The following is a 23,424-nucleotide window of genomic DNA, read 5'->3' as shown; positions in this document are numbered from 1 at the left end:
TTGGTTTCTACGGCCACTTTGCCCCGTTGAATTTCAGCCGGCAGCCAACGGCGCTGCGGCCTGAAAAACCAGGGGGATTTGACCGGATGCGCATTATATGTGCACATCAATCAAAGTGTGAACCATTACCGATGTAATATCGCAATTTTTTGTAACCTGACGCGCCACGAAGGCGATTTTCTGCGAGAACCGCCGCCTAACTGGCGGCGGCCAGCGCCTCCGCCCGCCGAATGGGGATCAGATATTCACAACGGATCGCCGCGCCGCCAAGCGGGCAACTGCCCTCCTGAGCCGGGTAGAACCGCTCGATATCCTGCCCTGGCCGGCGGATGGCGTTCATCTGCGGCATGGCGGTGTCATACAGCCGGACAATAAAGTTTTGTAACCCTTCCGCCTGTCCCTGATAGGTGAAACGGGCGTATTCCCCCTGTTCGATGGTCACCCGTTCCCCCACCGCCCCTTCGTCCGGCAAAGCGGCGGTATACGCCATGCGCGGGCAGCCCCGACGCTGCCGGTCGATCTCCAGGCTGGTAAGGCCATACATCACTTCGGGCAGCGTCTGCGGCCGCAGCAGTTGCCGCCAGGCATGGCGACGCAGCTCGCATTTGGAAGCCGCCAACTGCCCCAGCGTAAAGCTGCGGCGTTGCGTGTTGCCCACCAGCTGCATGGCGGGCAGCGTCACGATATCGGCCTGCGGCAGCGGCGCTTCGGTCAGCCGCAGCGGCGGCTGCAGACCGTAGCTCGACCAATCCTGGCTGCGACGATAGCTGGCCGGCGGCAGACCAAACTGCTTGCGGAAGCAGCGGGTGAAGGTCTGCTGCGAATCGAACTGGTACGTATCGGCGATACAGGCCACGCTGGTGCCGGTCAGGCGCAGTTCGCGCGCGGCGGCGGTCAACCTTCTGCGGCGGGCGTACGTGCCGAGGATATGGCCGGTGTGCTGCTTGAACATCCGCTGCAAATGCCACTTGGAATAGCCGGATTTGGCGGCGATGTCGTCCAGCGTCAGCGGCTGATCCAGGCTCTGCTCGATCCAGGCCAGCAGCTGCTCAATCACCTGTTGCTGGTGCATGGTGTTCCCCTTATTTGCTCAGTAATGTCAGCGCCAACATCCGGCCTGCGGCTTCATCGGCGGCCACCAGTACCGGATAGCCCCAGAATTTGGCGCCGTATTCGGCGAATGCTTCCGCCGCCGCGCGTTTGGCGTCGTCCGGTTCCAGCATGATCATGCCTTTCGCCCACCGCTTCAGCGCCGCGCGGTTATCGCGCTTCCACAGCGCCACCTGAGTGCGGGCGTCGCGATCGTGCTCTTCACCTTCATCACCGACGCTGCGATCGGTCATCAGGACGAAAGGCTCGGCGCGCGCCAGCAGCGCGCTGAATTCAGCCAGCTCGGCCTGGGTATCGCGCCCGTTTCGGCGCATCCACACCAGCGGAAAATCGGCGGTATCGAGTGACATAATCAGTTTCCTCGCGAAAGGGTTTAGGACTGGCGCTTACTTTATCGGCACCGGCGCTAGACCACATTGCGCAATCAGGACATAATACTTTTCAATTCCGCCAAATTGAGAATTGTTCTCATGAAAGTCCAGATCCCACGCCGCAATATCGATATCGATCAGGTGCCGCGCCCGCTGTTCGCCGTGCAGAGTTCCACCATCGAGCAGGACTGGGAAGTCGAGCCGCATCGTCATCAAAAGGCGCAGCTGATCTATACCGTGCGCGGCATGATCCGCTGCGAAGTGGAAAACGGCCTGTGGCTGGTGCCGCCGCAGTGCGCGCTGTGGATGCCGGGCAACGTGTTGCACAACGCCCAGGGCGCCGGCTCGACCGAGGCTTACTGCCTGTTCGTCGATCAACACGTCGTCGCCGGCTTGCCGCAGAGTTGCTGCACGCTGTCGGTCTCGCCGCTGCTGCGCGAACTGCTGCTGCAGGCCACCACCTTCGAACCGCTCTACGACGAACAGGGCGCCGAAGGGCGCCTGACGGCGGTGTTGCTGGATCAGCTGGTGGCCGCGCCGATCGAGAATCTGCATCTGCCGGTATCCGACGACGCGCGCATCCGGCAGTTGACCGAAGGCATGCTGAGCTGCCCGGCGGACAAATCCACCCTCGGCCAGTGGGCACAGCGCATCGGCATGAGCGAGCGCTCCCTCAGCCGCACGCTGCAACAGCAGATGGGCATGAGCTTCGGCCACTGGCGGCGTCAGCTGCACGTGATGCTGGCGCTGCAGCGCTTGACGCAGGGCGAGAGCGTACAGACAGTGGCGCTGGATCTGGGTTACGAGAGCGCCAGCGGCTTCGTCACCATGTTCAGAAAGGCGGTGGGCAAACCGCCGGCGCGCTACCTGGCGGAACGCAACGCCGCCGGGCAATCTCCGGGCGGCGCGATCAGCATGTGAACGGCCGGCGCCCGCGCCGGCCTGGCAAGAGGCGGATCAGAAGTCGTAGAACACCGTTATCCAGGTGGAATCAGGCTCGTTGTCGCTGCTGTTGGCCAGCGTGCGCTCCACATACACCGACAGACCGTAGCCGATGGTGGTGCCCGCGCCGAGGTAGACGTGGTTGGCGTGATACGCCTCGTCTCCTTTCAGCCGCAGCGAGTCCGCCGCGACGTAAGGCTGAACGGATTTGAGGAACGGCTTGTCGATATTAAAGGTGTAACCGACGAAGCCTTCCAGCCCGTAGCCGTCGCCGGCGAAGAAGTGCGACAGCGTGCGCTGGCGGGTGCTCGGCACATAGTCTTTGTAATAGCTGGCGGTGCCGACGATGTACCAGTTGTTCGGCTGCCAGGTCAACGCGGTGCCGGACAGCTGCTGGTGATAATCCTTTTCGTTGTACAGATTATCTTTGATCTTCGCGTCGGTATAACTGTAGGCGGCGCTGAAGGTGAAATCCTTCGTCACCTTATAATCGAAGCCCAGCCCGCCACCGCCCTTGCGGCGGTAAATCAGGTTATCCGCGGTGTGCAGATCGTCTTCCGGCAATAAATAGTTGGCGTACAGCGTTACCGGCCCGAAATCATTGGTGTATTTGATGCTGTTTTTCGGTTTATTGCCGCCGTCATAATCGCCGGAAATACCGATGCCGGTGCCGCCCGCGTGGCCGTCGTTATCCCAGACGTCGCTTTTGATGCCGACCACGGAATAATAGATGCCGTACTGGTGGCCATAGGTCAGGGTGCCGTAACGATCGTCCTTGAAACCGGCGTACAGCTGGCGCTGATAGTCGCGTTTGCCGTCCTCATTGTAGTGCCCGTCCCAGCTGAGCGCGTGCGCCAGATCGACGCCCCATTCGTAATAGCCGATGATCGAGGTGTCCTGCGTCAGCGCATAGTCGCCGCTGAAGCGAAAACGCGTGCCGCCGTCGTGACCGTTTTTGTCATAGCCCGGTTCCGGACCGTTATTGAAGATCCACTCGGGGCGAATGCTGCCGCCTACTTTTAAACTGAGCGGCGCCAGCAATACATTGCTCTGCGGGTTTTTATCCAGAATGGTGATCTCAGCCTGTGCGCCAGCGGATAACGCCGACAGCAAGACGCCGCCAATGAATATTGGCGTTGTGTTTTTTCTCATTATTACCCCTGCCCGAAAAATTATTGTTATAAACACGGTGGTCTTAAGCCACGCGGAAATAATTACCCGATGTCAACAGCGCACGCAAGATATAAAAATTCACGTCATAATCTGCCATTATTTCAGGTTGGGCTTATTTTCAGCAGAAACGTGTTCACCTGTAACACGGAGAAAAATAATGTAATAACCGCAGCACGAAATAAACCAATCCGCATCTTTTACCCAAAATAACCCGGCGTGATTATCTGGGAATAAAGATAGCAAATAACAAATAAATATTATTGCCGCAGGTAAACCGTCACGCGAGGGAATTAATTAATGGTGGGAAATAACGACGGAGCGCGTTGCGCGCTCCGGGGAAAATCTCACTACTGCGCCAGCCAGCCGCCGTCCATGTTCCAGGCGGCGCCGCGCACCTGCGCCGCCGCATCGCTGCACAGGAACAGCGCCAGTTCGCCGAGCTGCTCCGGCGTGACGAACGCTTGCGACGGCTGCTTCTCCGCCAGCAGCTCATCGCGCGCCCGCTGCGGATCGATGCCGGCGGCAATGCGCTTGTCGATCTGCTGTTGCACCAGCGGCGTCAGCACCCAGCCGGGGCAGATGGCGTTGCAGGTCACGGGCGTGCGGGCGGTTTCCAGCGCCAGCGTCTTGGTCAGCCCCACCACGCCGTGCTTGGCCGCCACATAAGCCGATTTGTCTTTCGACGCCACCAGCCCGTGCACCGACGCCACGTTGATGATGCGCCCCCAGTTGCGCTCGCGCATACCCGGCAGCGCCAATCGGCAGGTGTGGAACACCGCCGACAGGTTGATGGCGAGAATGGCGTTCCATTTCTCCACCGGGAACTGATCCAGCGGCGCCACGTGCTGAATGCCGGCGTTGTTCACCAGAATGTCCACGCCGCCGAACTCACGCTCGGCATAGTGCATCATGTCCGCTATCTGGGCCGCATCGCCGAGATCGGCGCCGTGATACCCCGGCGCGGCGCCCAGCCGGGCAACCTGCGCCTTCGCCGCTTCCACATCGCCAAAGCCGTTGAGGATCACACGCACGCCGGCGGCGGCCAGCACGGACGCTATCCCGAGGCCGATGCCGCTGGTCGAGCCGGTCACCAGCGCGGTTTTGCCTTGTACACTCATGGTATCGCTCCTTTAAACAATGCCGGTCAGGTAGAACACGCCGATCACAAACAGCACCGCGGCGCTTTTGATCAGGGTGATGGCGAAGATGCCGCCATAGGCCTGCCGGTGGCTAAGGCCGGTGATCGCCAGCAGGGTGATCACCGCGCCGTTGTGCGGCAAGGTATCCATGCCGCCGCTGGCCATCGAGGCCACCCGGTGCAGCACTTCCAGCGGGATATGCGCGGCGTGGGCGGCGGCCACGAAGTTATCGGCCATCGCCGCCAGCGCGATGCTCATGCCGCCGGAGGCCGACCCGGTGATGCCGGCCAGCAGGGTGACGCTGATCGCTTCGTTCAGCAGCGGATTGGGGATCGCCGACAGCGCCTGCGACAGCACCAAAAAGCCCGGCAGGGCGGCGATCACCGCGCCGAAGCCGTATTCGGAGGCGGTGTTCATCGCCGCCAGGATCGCGCCGCCGACCGCCGTCTTGCTGCCTTCCGCCAGCCGGCCGCGAATATTGCCAAAGCCGAACGCCACCACCAGCAGAATCCCCGACACCAGCGCCGCTTCCACCGCCCAGATGGCGGTGATCTTCGCCACATCGGTGGTGATGGGCTTGGCCAGCCCCGGCAGCGTCAAATCGTGGCTGGCGCCGTACCACTGCGGGATCCAATGGGTGAAGGCAAGGTTGAATACCCCGACCAAAATCAGCGGCAGGATGGCGATCAGCGGGTTCGGCAGGTTGATATCGTCCGGGGTTTCCGGTTCGTTCAGCAGCTCGGTGCCGTACCCTTCGCCTTTCAGCTGCGCCTTGCGCCGCTGGCGTTCAAGATACAGCAGGCCGACCGCGATGATGAACAGCGAGCCGATCAGCCCCAGCCAGGGCGCGGCCCAGGCGTTGGTGCCGAAGAAGCTGGTCGGGATGATGTTTTGGATCTGCGGCGTGCCGGGCAAGGCGTCCATGGTGAAGGAGAAGGCGCCGAGCGCCACGGTGGCCGGGATCAGCCGCTTGGGGATGCCGCTCTGGCGGAACAGCTCGGCGGCGAACGGATAAACCGCGAACGCCACCACGAACAACGACACCCCGCCGTAGGTCAGCAGCGCGCACACCAGCACGATCACCGGAATGGCGTGGCGCCGGCCGAGAATGCGGATCGCCGCCGCGACGATCGAACGGGAGAAGCCGGACAGCTCGATCAGCTTGCCGAACACCGCCCCCAGCAGGAACACCGGGAAGTAGAGCTTCACGAAGCCAACCATCTTCTCCATAAACAGCCCGGTGAAGGTCGGCGCCACCGCGCCGGGGTCGGTCAACAGCACCGCGCCCAGCGCGGCTATCGGGGCGAACAAAATCACGCTGTAGCCGCGGTAGGCGGCCAGCATCAGTAATCCCAGTGCTGCCAGGGCAATCAAAACGCTCATCAGGCACCTCGCTATCGTTGTTATTGTCAGGTACGGCGTGCGAAATTACGGTTTCAGCGCAAAGCGCAGCTGATGCGCCCGTCGCCGTTGGATGCGTTCCCTGCGCGCTTCATCCCAAAGATAAAATCCCCGGCCGCTGCGCTGGCCGGTATCGCCGCGCTGCAGCCGCTGTTCCACCAGCGCCATCATCTCGTCGCCGGTCGCCAGTTCCGGGAACAGGTGGCGGGCGATGTCCGCCACCGTCGCCAGCCCGGTCATGTCGGCGGCCTCCAGCGGGCCGACCATGGCGTAGCGCCGCCCCAGCGAGGCGCGCATCACCTGATCCACCACCTCGGCGCTGGCGATGCCGCTGTGGACGATGTGCAGCGCCTCACGCAGCACCGCAAACTGCAGCCGGTTGCCGACAAACCCCGGCGCGGCGCGTTCCAGCAGCACCGCCTCCAGCGCCATCTCGCCGAGCAGCGCCTGCACCGCCGCCAGATGGCGCGGCTCGGTGGCGCTGCCGGGCACGATCTCCACCAGCGGGATCAGGTGCGGCGGGTGCCAAAAGTGGGCGATCAGCAGCCGCTGCGGATGGGTCATGCGCGCCGCCAGCTCGTCCGGCGGCAAGCCGCTGGTGTTGCTGGCAATCACCGCGTCGTCAGCGATCAGCCCTTCCAACTGCTCATACAGCGCGTGCTTCAGCTCGAGCCGTTCCGGGATCGCCTCGATAAGCAGCCGGGCGTGCGCTACCGCGTTCAGATCGCCGGTCACGCGCAGCCGCGCCAGCGCCGCTTCGCGTTCGTCGCGATCAAACTGCCCGACGTCGCTCAGCTCGGCCAGAATGCCGCTCGCTACCGCCGGCGCTTCCACCCGGCGCTGCGGATTCGGTTCATACAGCAGCACCTCATGGCCGTGGCGAATAAAGTGGGTGGCGATGCCCACCCCCATCAGCCCGGCGCCCAGTACCGCATAGTCAGATGACTGCATCGTGCCTTCCTCGGTTGTTTACGGGCGCTCTACCGCCAGCGCCACGCCCTGCCCGCCGCCGATGCACAGCATCGCCAGCCCCTTGTTCACCTCGCGGCGCTGCATTTCGTACAGCAGCGACACCAAAATGCGGCAGCCGGACGCGCCGATCGGATGCCCCAGCGCGATCGCTCCGCCGTTGACGTTCACCCGCTCCGCCTCCCAGCCCAGTTCTTTGCCCACCGCCAGCGCCTGCGCGGCGAAGGCTTCGTTGGCTTCGATCAGATCGACCTCCTCCAGCCGCCAACCGGCTTTTTCCAGGCAGCGGCGCGCGGCCGGCGCCGGGCCGATGCCCATGATCGCCGGATCGACGCCCGACGAGGCGTAACCGGCGATGCGCGCCAGCACCGGCAAACGCAGCGCGGCGGCTTTTTCCGCGCTCATCAGCAGCACCACGGCGGCGCCGTCGTTGAGCGACGAGGCGTTGCCGGCGGTCACCGTGCCCTCTTTGCGAAACGCCGGGCGCAGCCGCGCCAGCGCCTCCAGGCTGGTGTCGCGCGGCTGTTCGTCGCGCTCTACCCGCAGCGCTTCGCCCTTCGGCTGCGGCACCGTCACCGGCGTGATCTCCTGCGCGAAACGCCCGGCCTGCTGCGCCGCCTGCGCCTTCTGCTGCGAGCGCAGCGCGAACCTGTCTTGTTCTTCTCTGCTGATGGCGTATTTCTCCGCCAGGTTCTCGGCGGTGATGCCCATGTGGTAGTCGTTGAACGCGTCCCACAGGCCATCGTGGATCACGCTGTCCACCATCTGCGCGTGACCGAGACGCAGACCGGCGCGCGCGCCGGCCATCAGGTAAGGCGACCGGCTCATGCTCTCCTGGCCGCCGGCGATCACCGCCTCGGCGTCACCGCTGCGGATCGCCTGCACCGCCAGATGCACCGCCTTCAACCCGGAGCCGCACACTTTGTTGATGGTCAGCGCCGGCGTCGTAAACGGCAGCCCGGCGTTCAGCGCGGTCTGGCGCGCCGGATTCTGCCCGCAGCCGGCGGTCAGCACCTGGCCGAGGATCACTTCATCGATCTGCTGCGGCGCCACGCCGCTTTGCGCCAGCAGCCCCTGCACCGCCGCCGTGCCCAGTTCCACCGCCGTCAGCGGCGCCAGCGCGCCGTGAAAACTGCCGACCGGCGTGCGCGTCGCCGCCACGATCACCACTTCACGTTGTTGCACATTCACCTCCCGTTTCAGAAACGCATTTCCGGCACTTGCTCCGGCACGATCAGCCGGCCGGCGGTTTTGGCGACAATCTCCGCCACGCTGACGCCCGGCGCGCGTTCGCGCAGCACAAAGGCGCCGTCTTCAATTTCCAGATAGGCCAGATCGGTCAATACCTTGCGGATGCAGTTGGCGCCGGTCAGGGGCAGCGTGCAGCGCGGCAGCAGCTTGGACTCGCCGCCCTTCGCTGCGTGGGTCATCACCACGATGATGTTCTCCGCCCCCGCCACCAGATCCATCGCGCCGCCCATGCCCTTGACCATCTTGCCGGGGATCATCCACGAGGCGATGTTGCCCTCGACGTCCACTTCAAACGCCCCCAGCACGGTCAGATCGACATGGCCGCCGCGGATCATGGCGAACGACTGCGCCGAATCGAAGATCGACGCGCCGAGGCGCGCGGTGACCGTCTGCTTGCCGGCGTTGATCATGTCGGCGTCCAGCTGTTGCTCGGTCGGGAACTCGCCCATCCCCAGCAGGCCATTTTCCGACTGCAGCATCACGTCCATGCCCGCCGGCACGTAGTTGGCCACCAGCGTCGGGATGCCGATGCCCAGGTTGACGTAGTAACCGTCCCTCAGCTCTTGCGCCACGCGCTGCGCCATTTGTTCACGGGTAAGCATGCGAATTCTCCTTATGCCCGCAGGGTGCGTTGTTCGATACGCTTTTCGAAGGTGCCCTGGATCAGCCGATCGACATAGATGCCGGGGGTGTGGATCGCCGCCGGATCCAGCTCGCCCGGCGCGACGATCTCTTCCACTTCCACCACCGTGATGCGCCCGGCGGTCGCCATCAGCGGATTGAAGTTCTGCGCGGTGTGGCGGTAGATGACGTTGCCGAAGTGATCGGCCTTCCAGCCTTTCACGATGGCGAAATCGCCGGTGATGGCGGTTTCCATGATGTAGGGGCGGCCGTTGAACTCGCGCACCTCTTTGCCTTCGGCGATCGGCGTGCCGTAACCGGTGGCGGTGAAGAATGCCGGGATGCCGGCGCCGCCGGCGCGGATCTTCTCCGCCAGCGTGCCCTGCGGCGTGAGATCCACCTCCAGCTCGCCGCTGAGCGCCTGCTGTTCGAACAGCGCGTTTTCACCGACGTAAGATCCCACCACCTTGCGGATCTGATGGGTTTCCAGCAGCCGCCCGAGGCCGAACCCGTCGACGCCGCAGTTGTTGGAAACCACCGTCAACCCGCGCACGCCGCGCCGGCGGATCTCTTCGATCAGATTCTCCGGGATGCCGCACAGGCCAAAGCCGCCCGCCAGCACCGTCATGTTGTCCGTCAGGCCTGCCAGCGCTTCCTGGTAGCTGCCGACGCGTTTGTCGAGCCCTGCCATATCGTTGCCCTTGCATGTTGCGGCGCAGGGCGAAATGCCCTGGCTGCGTGAGGGCATCTTCAGGTCACAAAAATGATTTGTTAATTTTGTTTTTATGCCACATTCATTTAGAATTTTTATTAATAAATCGTTAACCGACAATTAACAAAGAGTTAACGCCAACCAAAATGAAAATGAGCATCAAACAGTTACGCGCGTTTTTAGCGGTAGCTCACACTCTGAATTTCGCCCAGGCCAGCGAGCGGCTGAATATTTCTCAGCCGGCGCTCAGCCTGGCGATCCGTGGGCTGGAAGACGCGCTGGGCGGGCCGCTGCTGCTGCGCACCACCCGCCGGGTGACGCTGACGCCGGAAGGAGAAACCTTCTTCCCGATGGCGCGCCAGCTGCTGGCGGATTGGGACAACGCGGAAGAGGCGATGCGCCAGCGCTTCACCCTGCAGATGGGCAAGGTGGCGATCGCCGCCATGCCGTCGTTCGCCGGCAACCCGCTGCCGCCGATACTCAAGGCGTTTCGCGATCGTTATGCCGGCATCAACGTGGCGGTGCACGACGTCATCAACGAACAGGTGTTTGAAATGATCCGCGAAGGCCGGGTGGAGATGGGCATCGCCTTCGAGCCGGAGCCGAGCGACACCCTGCACTTCACCCCGCTGTGCCGCGATCGCTTTCTGGCGGTGGTGCCGAAGGATTCGGCGCTGGCGCGCAAGGCGCAGGTGAGCTGGAAGGAGCTGCTGACGCTGGATTTCATCACCCTGCAGCGGCCATCGGCGGTGCGGCTGCTGCTGGAGCAGGAACTGGCCCGCAGCGGGCGAACGCTGGAAGTGGCGTTTGAGAGCCACCAGCTGGTGACGGTCGGGCGCATGGTGGCCAACGGCCTCGGCGCCAGCGCGGTGCCGGCGCTGTGCGAGCAACAGATGGATGAGCTGGGGGCGGTCTGCGTGCCGCTGATCGGCCCGATCATCGAACGGCGCGTGGGCCTGATCCGCCTGGCGCAGCACCAACTCTCTTCCGCCGCGCAGGCGCTGGCGACGGTAATCGAACGGGAGATGGCGGGGAGTGGCGGGCAGCCTGCGCTTAAACCGTAAACCCGACGTGCTTGCCGCCCGGCAGTTCAATGTCCAGGCGCAGCGTGCCGCCCGGCAGTTCAATGTCCAGGCGCAGCGTGCCGCCCATCGCTTCCACGTAGCGTTTCAGGGTCGAAATCTTCAGCTCATTACCGCGCCCTTCGATGGCCGCGACCGAAGGCTGAGAAATGCCCAGCGTTTTCGCCAGTTCCTGTTGGGAAATATTCAACGCTTCCCGCAGCTGATGCAGGTGCGTTTCAAACAGCATCTCTTCGGCCATTTCTTCGATACGCCGGCGGCTCTCCGGGGAGCGGGAGGCCAGCAGTTGCTTTAGGGTGCTCATGGGTTACTCCTTGAAAACTCTTTACGTTGTCATTACCGTCCACATGGCATCGCCAGATTATAGATTGAAATCTATATAAACGATAGACTGGAATATATAATTCTCTCCAGACCGCCATTGGCGTTTTGCCTGGCAGCTGGCAAAAGAAAGTGGTTATTGCCTTGCGGCTTGAACAGGGGATGCAACGAGAGACGGGAACAGCGACATCAGCATCGGAAAGAGATGAAAACATGCGGGTTTGGCGAGGTAATAAAGCACGCAACCCGGTTTTTTATTTATGAATGAATATAAAAATAATAAAGTCATTCCCCATATCAATCAATTAATTACGCCAAACACACTTTTGCCTTTCCGTCTTGTGAGCGAACGCAAAAGATTGTGACAAAGTGGGTTAATCATGTCTGAACTTTCGTTATGGTGTTTTTTTCATGTTTTAACGGATTAAAACCATGGCCACAACTCACGGAAAGTCAAGAAAGCTTACGGCCGGTGAAATCACATTGGCCAGGCAGCTCTACAAAAATGCTGTCGATTACTCACGCGTTCGCGTTCATAACGGCAGTTATTTCCCCTTCGGCTTACAGCATGAAGATACGGCCGTAACACCAAATGGCACGCTCTATTTTATGCCCAAACACTTCAAAGAAGACTTTGCCACGGCAAACGCCTACGATCAGCATTGGTTTATCCATGAAATGGCGCATGTCTGGCAATATCAATTAGGCATGAACGTACGCCTGCGCGGGTTGGCTAGTTGGGCGGTGTCCTATCAGTATTCCTTGCCCAATTATCATCTTCTATCCGATTATGGAATGGAGGCGCAGGCAAGTATCATTGCAGACTATTTCTATCTCACTAAATTCGGGCGCAATGGCTTTCAAGTAATCACCAACTACAGCGGCATTATTGGGCCAGACATCAAAAAACGTTATGAATGGGTATTGCGAGCTTTCCTGAACAATCCAAAGAACCGGAACACCTTGCTATGACAAAACTTTATCTCTCTTTACTGTGCGCACTGCTACTGAACGGCTGCCAATCCACTCAGCCCTGGTACCATCCGTTGGATGTCTCGCTCAAAGACAACCAACCTTGCTTTGCCGTGCCTATCAACAGCGTTCGCAGCGGTGACAGCCTGCAAAACCGGGGGGTGATCGTCTCACGACAGGAACAACAGCAATGGCATATCGTCTGGGCCTCACCAGAAGTCACTCCGTTGCCCGACCTGAAACCGGGACAATGCGCCACTTATCCGCAGGTAAACTGGGCTGCGGGAGAATACTCGGTCTTGCTCGGCGTCTCGATGAATAACGACACGGAAAGGCGTAAATACATGAGAACCTTTACTTTAAGCATCGAGCGTAATGGAAAGGCACAATTACATAGCAATCATTAAGCTACCCATCATTGCATTTTCAGATGATACTTCGGCCGTGAACAGGAGTGCGCCAAGATCGCGGTGAAGGGATACAGTCATTTTGCGGCAAGTACTGCGGCGGGGATTTGGGTAGGGAATGCAGGTGCAGGTCTTGCGATTGCAGCCTGTTCAATTGTGTTAGGTGCAGCAACAGCAGGAACAGATGTGATCGTTTGTGGTATCGCTGGAGCCGCTATAGGCGGCGCAGCAGGATCCACACTGGGTGGCATGGGTTCCGATTATTTGACGACGTTAGTGGTAGGTGAATGATGAAATTTATCGTCATATCGTGTTTGATATTGCTGGTTTTAAGCGCCTTCATTCAGTTCATTGGCTACCGGCGCCATAAAAAAGAGTTTGACGCGTTCTATCAGCGTTACGCCGGCAGCGGACATTTTATTCCGCCCTACGTCGCCTTTGCCGACGGCCTCGGTATGCTAGGTACCTCATTGAAGGCACAGTGGTTTCTTTGGATCCTGAAGAGGAAAAAAATCAAGATTAGGGATCAGGTTTGGCTCGATGCGAAAACCTACGATTTCGTGTAAAAAACCGCCTCTCCTGAGCTACAAAAGTGGCTGGCGATGGATTTTATACTCTTGCTCATAGAGGCCATTATTATCACCGTGGGTTATATTTTTATTTATCTCATCAAACATCAAGATTGAGCAGACGCGTTGCTCCCCTCCACCGCCTGCACCGCCGCCTTCTGTGTGGCGCGCTGATATAAGCACAGCTCCCTGCCCGGCTGGTTTTTCATAAACGGCTGCGGGTAGCGCCCACCGATAAACAGCGCCGAATAGCCGACGTCATCACCGTAGTGAATAATCTCCCCTTCCACCCTGGCGTTTTTTAGCCCGCTGGCTTTCAGGCAGGCGGCGCGCATCGCCCGTTCGCTCTCGGCCCACGCCTGTGGGGAAGACGCGGTGGCGTGGAACGCGGCCAGCGCGGCGATAAGCAACCCTATTCTCTTCATCGTTATCTCTCCTTCTACGGCCCGTCTCGCCAGTATAGACCGTGCCGCCCCGGCCAACCCGCCGCGCTCTTTACGGCATTTTTATTCCGCGCCCCGTTAACGTTACGGCGTTTTTACAGACAGTTTTTGCCGCCGCAGATACCCTTTTCACATCGCCGCTATGGCCTCACAAGAGAGTTGTCTCATGCGTTTATCCCTGCCTCTGGCCGTGACCGGTCTTCGTTCTGGAGCGCGCCATGCATTCTAATATTATCGGGTTCAATCCTCTGCTGGCGGAGCTGCCCGCATCGCCGACGCGTACCTTCCGCAAAGAGCTGGAACACTACCTGCAGCGCTATCCGGATACCGAACAGCTGGATATTTATCTGCACGATCTGAACGGCCAGCTGCGCGGCAAGCGCCTGCCGATCGCCGAAGCCTTTGGCCTGGAAAAAGGCTGCTACTTCCCGCTGTCGATCTACGCCCTGGATCTGCACGGCCGGGTGATTGAAGAAAGCGGGCTGGGGCAACGGGCGGGCGAGCCGGATCGGCTGTGCCTGCCGGTGCCCGGCACGCTGCGCCCCTGCGCGCGCGATCCCGAACGCCACGCCCAGCTGCTGCTGACGATGCAAAACGCCGACGGCGACGCCTGCGAGCTGGAGCCGCGTGTGGTGCTGCAACGGGTGCTGAAGCGCCTGCACGAGCGCAACTGCTTCCCGGTGGTGGCGGCCGAACTGGAGTTCTACCTGCAGGATCCGCAGCGCCCCGCCGAGGCGGAAACCTGCCCGACGCAGAGCTTCGCGGTGGATGCGCCCGAGCGCCACCATGCGCTGCTGAGCGACATCGAACGGCACGCGCGGCTGCAAAGCCTGCCGCTGACCGGCGTGGTGGCCGAAGCCGCTTTCGGCCAGTACGAGCTGAACCTGCATCACAGCCGGCGCGTGCTGGAAGCCTGCGACCAGATCATGGCGCTGAAGCGCCTGACGCGGCAGATTGCCGAGCAACATCACCAGCACGCCTGCTTTATGGCCAAGCCCTGCGCCCATGCCGCCGGCAGCGGGCTGCATTTTCACATCAGCCTGCAGAACGAGCACGGCGAGAACCTGCTGACCGGCGCGCCGGGCGAACTGAGCGACAACATGCAGCAGGCGATGGCGGGCATGCTGGCGCTGATGCCGGCGTCGATGGCGATCCTGGCGCCCAACATCAACGCGTTTCGCCGCTTCCGCCCCGGCATGCACGTGCCGCTGCGCGCCTCCTGGGGCCACAACAATCGCACGGTGGCGCTGCGCCTGCCCTGCGCCGACAGCGCCAACCAGCGCATCGAATACCGCCTGGCCGGCGCCGACGCCAACCCCTATCTGGCGCTGGCGGTAATGCTCGGCGGCCTGCTGCACGGGCTGGAACACCCGCTGCCGCTGCCGCCCGCCGCCAACGGCTGCGAGAGCGACAACGCCGCGCCCTTGCCGCTCGGCCAGCAGGAGGCGCTGGCGCTGTTCCGCCACAGCGATCCGCTGCGCGAACTGCTCGGCCCGGCGTTCTGCACCCTGTGGCTCACCTGCAAAAGCGCCGAACTGCGCCGCTTCGAGGAACAGGTCACCGCCGCCGAACTCGGCTGGATGCTGTAACCGCCCACTGATTCGTTAACTTAAGGATAATCATGAATATGCAACCGCAACGGGCGCCCGCACAGCCGCTGCTCTGCTGGCGCAAAGGCGTTTTTCATATCAGCACCGACCGGCAGTTGTTGGATATCGACGCGATCCAGCGTTTTCTCAGCCTGCCGGATCGGGCGGCGGCAGAGCGCCTAGCGCGCCACGGCCTGTGCTTCGGCCTGTATCGCAAACGCCACCAGCTCGGCTTCGCCCGCATGGTGACCGATTACGCCACCTTCGCCTCGGTGAGCGAACTGTTCGTCAGCGCCGAATACCGCGGCGTCGGGCTGGGAAGCTGGCTGACGCGCTGCTGCCTGGCGCATCCGGCGTTGCGCGGCCTGCGCGTCACGCTGCCCGCGCTGCAAGCGCCCTGGCGCGCCGACTGCGCGGCGCACGCCCCGCGCGCCCTTCACTGATAAGGAGACCCCCATGTCTCGTTTGGTGCTGATTTCCAACAAGCAGTGCGACGGCAAGGATCTGGCCTGCGCCGGCCGGACGCTGGCGGCCGACGCCGAACCGGGGCTGTGGCTCGGCTGGAACGGCGACGTGCAGAATTTCGCGCAGCGCCCGATCCACTGCCGTCAAGACGCCGGTTACGATCAGGTGACCTTCCCGCTGTCGATCGAAGAGTTCCGCCGCCACTATCAGGGCTACTACCACGACGGCCTGTGGCCGGTGTTCCACAACCAGCCGGAGAAGGCGCACTTCACGCCGGAAAACTACCGCGCCTACCGGCAGCTGAATCGCCGTTTCGCCGATATCGCCTGCGAACACCTGTGCCCGGGCGACATCGTCTGCATCGACGATTACCAACTGCTGCCCTGCGCCCAGGCGCTGAAGGAACAGGGGCTGCTGAACGACTGCGCGTTCTTTTTCCATCTGCCGTTCCCGTCGGCGGCGCTGCTGCGGCGCATCCCGGAACATCGCCAGCTGATCGCTTCGCTGCTGTTCTACGATCTGATCGGCTTTACCACCACCGACGATCGCAACGCCTTTCTCAACTGCCTGGCGGCCGAGTTTCCGCTGGAGATGCTGCCCGACGACCAGATCCAGGCCAACGGGCATATTTTCGCCACCGGCATTTTCCCCGCCGGCATCAACGGCAGGCAGGTTTATTAATGTTACGGCGCGCGGTATTCAGGCGCGCCGTTTTATTTCGCCGCGATTTATTTTCACCGCATTTACCGCCATCAAAATAGGTTATTTTATTTTCTGAATATAGCGATTAAAAAATGAATATTCATCCTGTTACATATCAACCGTAAAAACCGCGCGCCGCCAATTGCTTTTTATTAGCAAAACACATTACCCTCTCCGTGCCATATTTAAACCGAGGAGGGCCCTATGGGCGATGAAAGTTTTAGTTTTACGCTAATGCTATTGGGCACCTTTCAGTAATGCCATCCACGTTGCATTCTGAAAGATACGGAATGCGGCAACCGCTCCCCTTCTGACGGCCTTTCCCGCTCTGCCTGCCCGCCCATCGCCTCGCTGCGAAAATAACGTTTGTCTCAACCGCTGTGGCGGTATTTATCTGATGTCGCCGGGCCTATTACCCGAGCGCCGACGGATTTCTTATGGGAAAAATAAGGTATTGCGTTATGCAAAATAACCGGGGTACATCTGTTTTCAGAAAGTCTTATTTAAATGACTTTATCGTTATCGCCATCGGCGTTTTCTTCATTGCCTTTTTTATTCGCGCGTGGGGCGACATGCACGGCGACTTCAATGAACAAAACGTCTCTGCCATTAGTCTCGATGCCTGGAACCTGCTTTATTATTCGCTCAGAACCAGCATGCGTTTTCTCCTCGGCATGGCCTGGTCGCTGCTGTTTTCTGTGGTGTTCGCCGTGCTGGCCGCGCGCTATGCGCCGCTGCGCCGGGTGATCCTGCCCTTCGTCAACTTTATGGAGTCGGTGCCGCTGGTGGGGTTCCTGACCTTCACGACCGTGTACTTTCTCAACCTCTACCCACACAGCGTGATGGGGCTGGAGTGCACCGCCATCTTCGCGGTGTTTACCGGCCAGGCCTGGAACATGATGCTGACGCTGTATCAGACGCTGCGCATCGTGCCCAAGGAGCTGGACGAAGCCGCCCGCAGCTTCAATTACAACCCGTGGCAACGTTTCTGGCGGCTGGAATTCATCTATTCGGTGCCGGGCCTGCTGTGGAACGCCATGGTGTCGCAATCCGCCGCCTGGTTCGCCCTGGTGGCCTCCGAAGCCATTCCGGTCGGCGATCGCTCGGTCGAACTGCCCGGCGTCGGCTCCTATATCGCCGAAGCGCTGGCGCAGCAGAACGTGCCGGCGATCCTGTATGCGATCGTCGCGCTGGCCGCCAACATCGTGCTGCTCGATCAGCTGGTTTTCCGCCCGCTGGTGCGTTACACCGCCCGCTTCAAATACGAAGACGTCACCGCCAATCGGGCGCTCGGCAATCCGTGGTTCTACAACAGTCTGGCCTTTTCGCACGTCGGCGCGGCGCTCGGCCGCACGCTGCGCGCGCTGGCTGATCTGTGGCTGTTCAAGCTGCCGCGGCTGTGGTACGCCCTCGGCCTGCACCGCCTGTTTCGCCTCGCCGCCAAAGGCAATTGGCTGTGGCGCAGCCTGTGGTATCTCGGCGTGGTGCTGGCCTGCGTCTGGTTCGGTTACCGGCTGTGGGAATACTTCCCCAAACAGTACTTCGCCATGCTGCCGGAGTGGATGCTGCTCACCACCGCGCGCGTGGCCGCGGCCATGCTGCTCAGCGTGGCGATCTTCACGCCGCTGGGGGTGTGGATCGGCCTGAATCCGCGCCTGGTGAAGATCTTCCAGCCGATCATCCAGATCCTGGCGGCCATTCCGCCCAATATTTTCTACCCGCTGATCGCCGCCTTCATCGCCATTTATCATCAGGATCTCGGCTGGTGGGCCATTCCGATGATCATGCTGGGCACCCAGTGGTACGTGTTGTTCAACGTGATCGCCGGCGTTTCCGCCATTCCGACGCAGATCACCGAGGTCAGCGAAACCTTCGGGCTGCGCCGTTTCCGCTGGTGGCGCTACTACATGCTGCCGGCGATCTTCCCCTACATCGTGACCGGCATCATCTCCGCCGCCGGCGGCGCCTGGAACAGCGCCATCGCCGCCGAAGTGATCCAGTGGGGCAGCACCACCCTCAGCGCCACCGGGCTGGGCGCGTTCATTTCCGTCGTCACCGACGCCGGCAAGAACCCGGAGTCCGCACTGGGCTGCGCCGCGATGTGCGCGCTGGTGGCGCTGTGCATCATCTTCGTCTGGCAACCGCTGTATCGCATTGCAGAAACCAAATTCAAATATGACTGATCAAGGGGGAACAACATGCTGACTCAAGACGTGATTATCAGCGCCCGTCGATTGAACAAGACGTTTATCGGCGAAAACAAGCGCCCCAGCCCCGTGCTGCGCGACGTGTCGCTGACCGTGCACGCCGGCGAGTTCGTCACCATTCTGGGGCAATCCGGTTCGGGTAAGTCCACGCTGCTGCGCATGCTGGCCGGGCTGATCCCGCCGGACAGCGGCACGCTCACCCTGGCGGGCAAACCGGTCTGCGGCCCGAGCGCCAACGCCGGCATGGTGTTTCAATCCTACGCGCTCTACCCCTGGCTGACGGTGTACGACAACATCGCCTTCGGCCTGCTGGCGCAAAAGCTGCCGCCGCAGACGATCGCCGAGCGGCTGGAGGCGCTGCTGCGCCTGGTGGGGCTGAGCGGCTATGAGCACGCCTGGCCGCGCGAGCTGTCGGGCGGCATGCGCCAGCGCGTGGGCTTCGCCCGGGCGTTGGCGGTAGAGCCCGATGTCTTGCTGCTGGACGAGCCCTTCTCCGCCCTCGATATCTTTACCGCGCAAAAACTGCGCAGCGATCTGCTGGCGCTGTGGGGAGACAACCGGCTGCACACGCGCGCCATGGTGATGGTGACGCACGACGTCGAAGAGGCGGTGCTGATGTCCGATCGGGTGCTGATCCTGGACGCGACCAGCAAACGGATCGATGACGAATTCAGCATCAATATTCCCCGCGCGGCGCGCAACCGGGACAGCCTGCGGCACCTCACCGATCGGATCCGCAGCTGCCTGTACAAAAAAATCGCGCGGGCGCAACCGGCCGGATAAGGCCGCATTTTCGTTAACTCAGGGTAGTGAAATGAAACATAAAAGCTTACTGATGGCGCTGGTCATCCTGATGCCGGCGGCCGCCGCCGGGGCAGAAATCGTCAATAAAGACGGCAATAAACTGGATCTGTACGGTCAACTGAACGGGGTGCATTACTTCAGCAGCGATGCCGACAATAACGGCGATCGCTCCTACACCCGTTTCGGTTTCAAAGGCGAGACGCAGATCGCCGACGGGCTGACAGGGTATGGCCAATGGGAATATCAGGCGGGGCTCGATCAGCCGGAAAGCGCCGGGCCGGGCAATAGCTATACCCGGCTGGGCTTCGCCGGGCTGGCGTTCGGCCGCTGGGGCAGCCTGGACTACGGCCGCAACTACGGCCTGCTGTATGACGTGGCCGGCTGGACGGACGTGCTGCCCGAATTCGGCAACGACAGCTACGAAGCGGCCGACAACTTTATGACCGGCCGCGCCAACGGCCTGCTGACCTACCACAACCGCAGCCTGGGCGGGCTATTGGACGGTCTGGATCTCGGCCTGCAATATCAGGGGAAGAATCGGGGGGACGACGCTCTGCGGGCGAAGGATATTCAGACGCAAAACGGCGATGGCTACGCCTTTTCCGCCACCTACGACACCGGCGCGGGGCTAAACTTTGGCGCCGCCTACGCCAACTCTGCGCGCACCCTGGCGCAGCAGCGCTTCGGCCTGGCTGACTGCGATCGCGCCCGGGCCTGGACGCTGGGGCTGAAATACGATCTGGACAACCTCTACCTGGCGGCCAGCTATGCGCGCACCGAAAACATGACCTATGTCGACGGCGATCGCTACGCCGGCTTCGCCCCCCGCGCGGACGCCGTTGAGGCGGTCGCGCAGTATCACTTCGATTCCGGCGTCACGCCCTCGGTGGCCTACCTGCAAACGCGCGGCCGTAACCTGCCCGGCATTGGCGACGCCGATCTGGTCAAATACCTGGATCTGGCGCTGAACTACAGCTTCAACGCCAATATGTCGACCTACGTGGAGTACAAGCTCAACCTGCTGCAACGGCAGAACGCCGTCGGCGCCGGCGCCGACGACATTGTCGAAACCGGCATCATGTATCAGTTCTGACCCGATACCGGCCGCAGCGCGCGCTGCGGCCGGTTCATTATTTGTCTTGCGCCCGCCCTGTTATTCTCTCGTTTAATTCAGGTTTATATTTCCATAAAATAGCGCCTATATTCACTCTCATGATTTTCGTTGACGCTCCGTTTAATAAATAAAGAAAAACTTTCCCGTATTCATATTAAATTACATTTTGCCGCGATAATTCCGCCTAACCACATTGAATCACAGGCAATATCACGCGTATTATGGCCACACGAAAAATAACGGGGAAATGATATGGACGGCGACAGTTGGTTGTTTATTTTATTGTTGGAATCGCTGAGGTCACAGGAGCAATAGTCATCCCATTGCATCCTGAAAGTGTCAGGATATGCGTCAGTTACCACATCCCTTCGCTTTACCCCTTCAGCGCATGGCCTCCGCGCACGCCGCTCCGGCGCGCCTGACAGGCTAATCCTTCCAGCATACGCTTATTAACAGTCCGATAACGCTCAGGCTTATTTGCGCTCGCATTTATTTTACCCCTGCGCGGCGATAACTATCGGCCATTTTTCCATGCTCATATTTTTAATTGAGTGGAGAAACATCATGATGGTAAAAAAAACCACGCTGCTGACGGTTAATAACGTCAGCAAAAGCGTTCAGCCTACCGGTAAAGAAAAACGCCTGGTGCTGAATGAAATCAACCTGCGCCTCTACGATAACGAGGTCGTCAGCATTTTGGGGCAGTCCGGCTCGGGCAAATCCACCCTGCTGCGCATACTTTCCGGCCTGATCGCGCCGGATCTGGGCACCGTGATGCTGGGGGATAAAAAAGTCTCGGGGCCGAATCCGCAGATCAACATGGTGTTCCAGACCTTCGCCATTTTCCCGTGGCTGAACGTCTACCAAAATATCGCCTTCGGGCTGCAGGCGCAGGATCTGCCGCCGCAGGTGGTCGAAACCCAGACGCTGAAAATGCTCAATCTGGTCGGGCTCGCGCCCTACCGCGACGCCTACCCGCGCGAGCTTTCCGGCGGCATGCGCCAGCGGGTCGGCTTTGCGCGCGCGCTGGCGGTAGAACCGATGCTGCTGTTGCTGGACGAACCGTTTTCCGCGCTGGACGTCTATACCGGCGAACACCTGCGCAGCGATCTGCTGCGCATCTGGAGCACGCACCAGATCAAAACCCGCTCCATCGTGCTGGTGACCCACAGCGTAGAGGAAGCGGTGATGATGTCTGATCGCATCCTCCTGCTGGGCGCCGGCACCCTCGACGGCTGCTATCACATCGCGCAGCGCCGCGAGACGCGCACCCGCGAGGGGATGCAGCCGCTGACGGACAAAATCAGCGAGACGCTCAGCCGGCAGATCGCCGCCGCGCACTGAGCGCCGCCCTGGCCTGGCGGGACGGATCCCGCCAACTTAACTACCTGTTTATCAAGAGTCACCCCGCCACGGGTGGCTCATGATAAGCGGATAATACATCGAGTTATTATCATGCATTTCATTCATACACTGCTGACGCTGCTGACCGCGTCCGTCCTGGGCGCCGCCATCGGCTACGAAAGACAATTCCGCCAGCGCACCGCCGGGCTGCGTACCAATACGCTGGTGGCCACCAGCGCGGCGATCTTCGTCCACCTGGCCATGACCATCGACGGCAGCGGCGGCGCGGTGCGCGTCATCTCCTACGTGGTCTCCGGCGTCGGCTTTCTCGGCGCCGGGGCCATCATGAAAGAAGGGATGAACATCCGCGGCCTGAACACCGCCGCCACGCTCTGGGGCTCCGCGGCGGTCGGCGCCTGCGCCGGCTGCGGCCTGTACGGCGATGCGCTGGCCGCCACGCTGTTCGTGCTCGCCGCCAACACCCTGCTGCGCCCTCTGGTCAATATGGTCAACAAACAGCCCTTCAATGACGTTAACGGCGAATCCACCTACCAGATTTGCGTCATTGCCTTCGAGCATGAACAGCGTGAAGCGCTGGCCAAATTCAAACAGGTGCTGCAAGGAGAAAACTGCTTTATCTCGCATCTGGATATCGAACCCTTTGGCGACGACGACGTGGAGATCACCGCCACGCTGATGCCGGCCTCCGTCACCACGCCGGTGCTCGACCAGACCATCAATAAACTGCTGAACGACAGCATGATGAAACAGGCCTATTACAGCCGCATCGCCGGCTCCGGCTAATGCCGTTCACTTCCAGGGAGATCCACCATGAAAACCATGCCGAAACTGGCTCATCTGACGATGTTCAAAGACATCGTTCACTGCGGAAGTTTGCACGATGCCGCGAAAAAACTGGCCGTCTCGCAACCGACGTTAAGCCGGGTGCTCAAAGAGCTGGAAATGTCCATCGGCGCGCGGTTGCTGGAGCGCAGCAACCGCGGCGTGCGCCTGACGGCGGTCGGCGAGCTGTTTTACCGGCGGATAGACGCCGCCACCAATCAGTTGCTCAGCGCGTTTGACGAGCTGCGCGGCATGAGCGCCGGCGGCGAGAAGCGACTGCGGGTGGGGATGAGCGTCGATCCGCTGCTGTGCTACCTGCCCCAGGTGCTCGAAGGCTTCAACCGCCGCTACCCGCATACCCGGGTGACGGTGGTGGAAGACGGCCCGGAAGGCCTGCTCGCCCGGCTGAGAAACTGCGAGCTGGATTTGGCGGTCAGCAGCCTGAACGGCGCGGCGGGCGGCGCCGATCTGGCCATGCAGGCGCTGAAGAGCGAGCGCTTCTCGCTCTATCAAGGGGGCGACCTGACCGCCGCCGGGCAGCCGCCGGCCGAAGCCAAATGGGTGGTGCCGCGCTCCTGCTCGGTGGGGCACGCCGCCATCCGCGAGATCGCCGAGCGTTACACGCCGCACGGCCAGATCGTCGAGACCGACTCCTTTCTGGCGACCTGGTGCCTGGTCAGGCAGCAGGGTTATATCGCGCTGCTGAGCGATCGGGTCGTCGCGCACTACGCCCCGCAGCTGCACCTGCAGAAAATCCCGACGCAGGGGATCGACATCAGCGCGCGCTTTTATGTCTTTACCCGCCATGAGCCGGCCACGCCGCCGCTCAGCGCCGCCTTTATCCACCTGCTGCAAACCCTGCAAACGGGTTGA

Annotated in this window: 25 protein-coding genes; 14 read left to right on the top strand and 11 right to left on the bottom strand. The window is 61.2% G+C overall.

Annotated features, from left to right (window positions below):
- Positions 1–196: 196 nt before the first annotated feature.
- Together ACORQT_RS02585 and ACORQT_RS02580 are read right to left on the bottom strand one after the other, a co-directional pair.
- Complete coding sequence (locus ACORQT_RS02585; protein ID WP_047025153.1) at positions 197–1,072, bottom strand: helix-turn-helix domain-containing protein; 876 nt, start codon at positions 1,070–1,072, stop codon at positions 197–199.
- Positions 1,073–1,082: 10 nt separating this feature from the next.
- The gene (locus ACORQT_RS02580) at positions 1,083–1,460 is read right to left on the bottom strand and encodes a hypothetical protein (RefSeq protein WP_103101794.1); all 378 of its coding nucleotides are present in this window, start codon (positions 1,458–1,460) and stop codon (positions 1,083–1,085) included.
- Between the two features lie 120 nt (positions 1,461–1,580).
- On the opposite strand from ACORQT_RS02580, the gene ACORQT_RS02575 reads away from it, so the two are divergent.
- Positions 1,581–2,402, top strand: coding sequence for an AraC family transcriptional regulator (locus ACORQT_RS02575; protein ID WP_046688172.1), 822 nt, complete (start codon positions 1,581–1,583; stop codon positions 2,400–2,402).
- A 36-nt stretch (positions 2,403–2,438) separates the two neighbouring features.
- Here the strand turns inward: ACORQT_RS02575 and ACORQT_RS02570 are convergent, their stop codons facing one another.
- The 7 genes from ACORQT_RS02570 to ACORQT_RS02540 form a co-directional block, all read right to left on the bottom strand.
- Entirely contained in the window at positions 2,439–3,575 is a 1,137-nt protein-coding gene (locus ACORQT_RS02570) for a porin (protein WP_046688171.1), read from the bottom strand.
- Between the two features lie 368 nt (positions 3,576–3,943).
- Positions 3,944–4,714: a 3-hydroxybutyrate dehydrogenase gene (locus tag ACORQT_RS02565; protein WP_047025151.1), complete on the bottom strand. Its 771-nt coding sequence runs from the start codon at positions 4,712–4,714 to the stop codon at positions 3,944–3,946.
- Positions 4,715–4,726: 12 nt separating this feature from the next.
- Positions 4,727–6,121, bottom strand: a complete 1,395-nt coding sequence (locus tag ACORQT_RS02560; protein ID WP_197716273.1) for a GntP family permease — start codon at positions 6,119–6,121, stop codon at positions 4,727–4,729.
- A 42-nt stretch (positions 6,122–6,163) separates the two neighbouring features.
- Positions 6,164–7,087 (bottom strand): 3-hydroxyacyl-CoA dehydrogenase family protein, encoded by a 924-nt coding sequence (locus ACORQT_RS02555; protein WP_089192532.1) that lies wholly within the window; start codon positions 7,085–7,087, stop codon positions 6,164–6,166.
- 18 nt (positions 7,088–7,105) lie between these two features.
- Complete coding sequence (locus tag ACORQT_RS02550) at positions 7,106–8,290, bottom strand: acetyl-CoA C-acetyltransferase (RefSeq protein ID WP_164057705.1); 1,185 nt, start codon at positions 8,288–8,290, stop codon at positions 7,106–7,108.
- Between the two features lie 14 nt (positions 8,291–8,304).
- A complete protein-coding gene (locus tag ACORQT_RS02545; RefSeq protein ID WP_025305151.1) occupies positions 8,305–8,958 on the bottom strand; it encodes a CoA transferase subunit B in 654 nt (217 codons plus the stop codon).
- 11 nt (positions 8,959–8,969) lie between these two features.
- On the bottom strand, positions 8,970–9,668 hold the full coding sequence (locus tag ACORQT_RS02540) for a CoA transferase subunit A (protein WP_004933280.1): 699 nt from the start codon (positions 9,666–9,668) through the stop codon (positions 8,970–8,972).
- 167 nt (positions 9,669–9,835) lie between these two features.
- On the opposite strand from ACORQT_RS02540, the gene ACORQT_RS02535 reads away from it, so the two are divergent.
- Complete coding sequence (locus ACORQT_RS02535; protein ID WP_047572821.1) at positions 9,836–10,753, top strand: LysR family transcriptional regulator; 918 nt, start codon at positions 9,836–9,838, stop codon at positions 10,751–10,753.
- On the opposite strand, the gene ACORQT_RS02530 is transcribed toward ACORQT_RS02535, so the two are convergent.
- Positions 10,743–11,075 (bottom strand): helix-turn-helix domain-containing protein, encoded by a 333-nt coding sequence (locus ACORQT_RS02530; protein WP_444859311.1) that lies wholly within the window; start codon positions 11,073–11,075, stop codon positions 10,743–10,745. The two genes, ACORQT_RS02535 and ACORQT_RS02530, sit on opposite strands and share 11 nt — an antisense overlap.
- A gap of 449 nt (positions 11,076–11,524) precedes the next feature.
- Between ACORQT_RS02530 and ACORQT_RS02525 the strand changes: the two genes are divergently transcribed.
- The 3 genes from ACORQT_RS02525 (at position 11,525) to ACORQT_RS02515 (ending at position 13,037) form a co-directional block, all read left to right on the top strand.
- Positions 11,525–12,064 carry a hypothetical protein gene (locus ACORQT_RS02525; RefSeq protein ID WP_047572830.1) on the top strand — a complete coding sequence of 180 codons (540 nt, stop codon included), beginning with the start codon at positions 11,525–11,527 and terminating at the stop codon, positions 12,062–12,064.
- The gene (locus tag ACORQT_RS02520; RefSeq protein WP_164057704.1) at positions 12,061–12,471 is read left to right on the top strand and encodes a putative T6SS immunity periplasmic lipoprotein; all 411 of its coding nucleotides are present in this window, start codon (positions 12,061–12,063) and stop codon (positions 12,469–12,471) included. The genes ACORQT_RS02525 and ACORQT_RS02520 overlap by 4 nt, the downstream gene beginning before the upstream one ends.
- A gap of 287 nt (positions 12,472–12,758) precedes the next feature.
- Positions 12,759–13,037, top strand: a complete 279-nt coding sequence (locus ACORQT_RS02515) for a hypothetical protein (RefSeq protein WP_332107468.1) — start codon at positions 12,759–12,761, stop codon at positions 13,035–13,037.
- 110 nt (positions 13,038–13,147) lie between these two features.
- On the opposite strand, the gene ACORQT_RS02510 is transcribed toward ACORQT_RS02515, so the two are convergent.
- A complete protein-coding gene (locus ACORQT_RS02510; RefSeq protein WP_164057703.1) occupies positions 13,148–13,465 on the bottom strand; it encodes a hypothetical protein in 318 nt (105 codons plus the stop codon).
- Positions 13,466–13,701: 236 nt separating this feature from the next.
- Between ACORQT_RS02510 and ACORQT_RS02505 the strand changes: the two genes are divergently transcribed.
- The 9 genes from ACORQT_RS02505 to ACORQT_RS02465 all read left to right on the top strand — a co-directional run bounded on the left by ACORQT_RS02505 (position 13,702) and on the right by ACORQT_RS02465 (position 23,424).
- Entirely contained in the window at positions 13,702–15,072 is a 1,371-nt protein-coding gene (locus tag ACORQT_RS02505; RefSeq protein ID WP_164057702.1) for a glutamine synthetase family protein, read from the top strand.
- Between the two features lie 32 nt (positions 15,073–15,104).
- Complete coding sequence (locus tag ACORQT_RS02500) at positions 15,105–15,515, top strand: GNAT family N-acetyltransferase (RefSeq protein WP_042783609.1); 411 nt, start codon at positions 15,105–15,107, stop codon at positions 15,513–15,515.
- A gap of 13 nt (positions 15,516–15,528) precedes the next feature.
- Positions 15,529–16,218: a trehalose-6-phosphate synthase gene (locus ACORQT_RS02495; protein ID WP_033651401.1), complete on the top strand. Its 690-nt coding sequence runs from the start codon at positions 15,529–15,531 to the stop codon at positions 16,216–16,218.
- Positions 16,219–16,700: 482 nt separating this feature from the next.
- The gene (locus tag ACORQT_RS02490) at positions 16,701–18,422 is read left to right on the top strand and encodes an ABC transporter permease (protein WP_033641724.1); all 1,722 of its coding nucleotides are present in this window, start codon (positions 16,701–16,703) and stop codon (positions 18,420–18,422) included.
- A gap of 15 nt (positions 18,423–18,437) precedes the next feature.
- The gene (locus tag ACORQT_RS02485) at positions 18,438–19,229 is read left to right on the top strand and encodes an ABC transporter ATP-binding protein (RefSeq protein ID WP_164057701.1); all 792 of its coding nucleotides are present in this window, start codon (positions 18,438–18,440) and stop codon (positions 19,227–19,229) included.
- A gap of 31 nt (positions 19,230–19,260) precedes the next feature.
- Positions 19,261–20,343 (top strand): porin, encoded by a 1,083-nt coding sequence (locus tag ACORQT_RS02480; protein WP_444859310.1) that lies wholly within the window; start codon positions 19,261–19,263, stop codon positions 20,341–20,343.
- 585 nt (positions 20,344–20,928) lie between these two features.
- Entirely contained in the window at positions 20,929–21,708 is a 780-nt protein-coding gene (locus ACORQT_RS02475; RefSeq protein ID WP_042783607.1) for an ABC transporter ATP-binding protein, read from the top strand.
- 111 nt (positions 21,709–21,819) lie between these two features.
- Positions 21,820–22,512 carry an MgtC/SapB family protein gene (locus ACORQT_RS02470; protein WP_019453282.1) on the top strand — a complete coding sequence of 231 codons (693 nt, stop codon included), beginning with the start codon at positions 21,820–21,822 and terminating at the stop codon, positions 22,510–22,512.
- Between the two features lie 27 nt (positions 22,513–22,539).
- Complete coding sequence (locus tag ACORQT_RS02465) at positions 22,540–23,424, top strand: LysR family transcriptional regulator (RefSeq protein WP_033641720.1); 885 nt, start codon at positions 22,540–22,542, stop codon at positions 23,422–23,424.

It is taken from the genome of Serratia sp. (in: enterobacteria) (assembly GCF_052400455.1).
GTDB classification, from domain to species: domain Bacteria; phylum Pseudomonadota; class Gammaproteobacteria; order Enterobacterales; family Enterobacteriaceae; genus Serratia; species Serratia ureilytica.
Note: the sequence above shows the minus strand (reverse complement) of the source record. Positions and strands in the feature narration are given on the sequence as shown.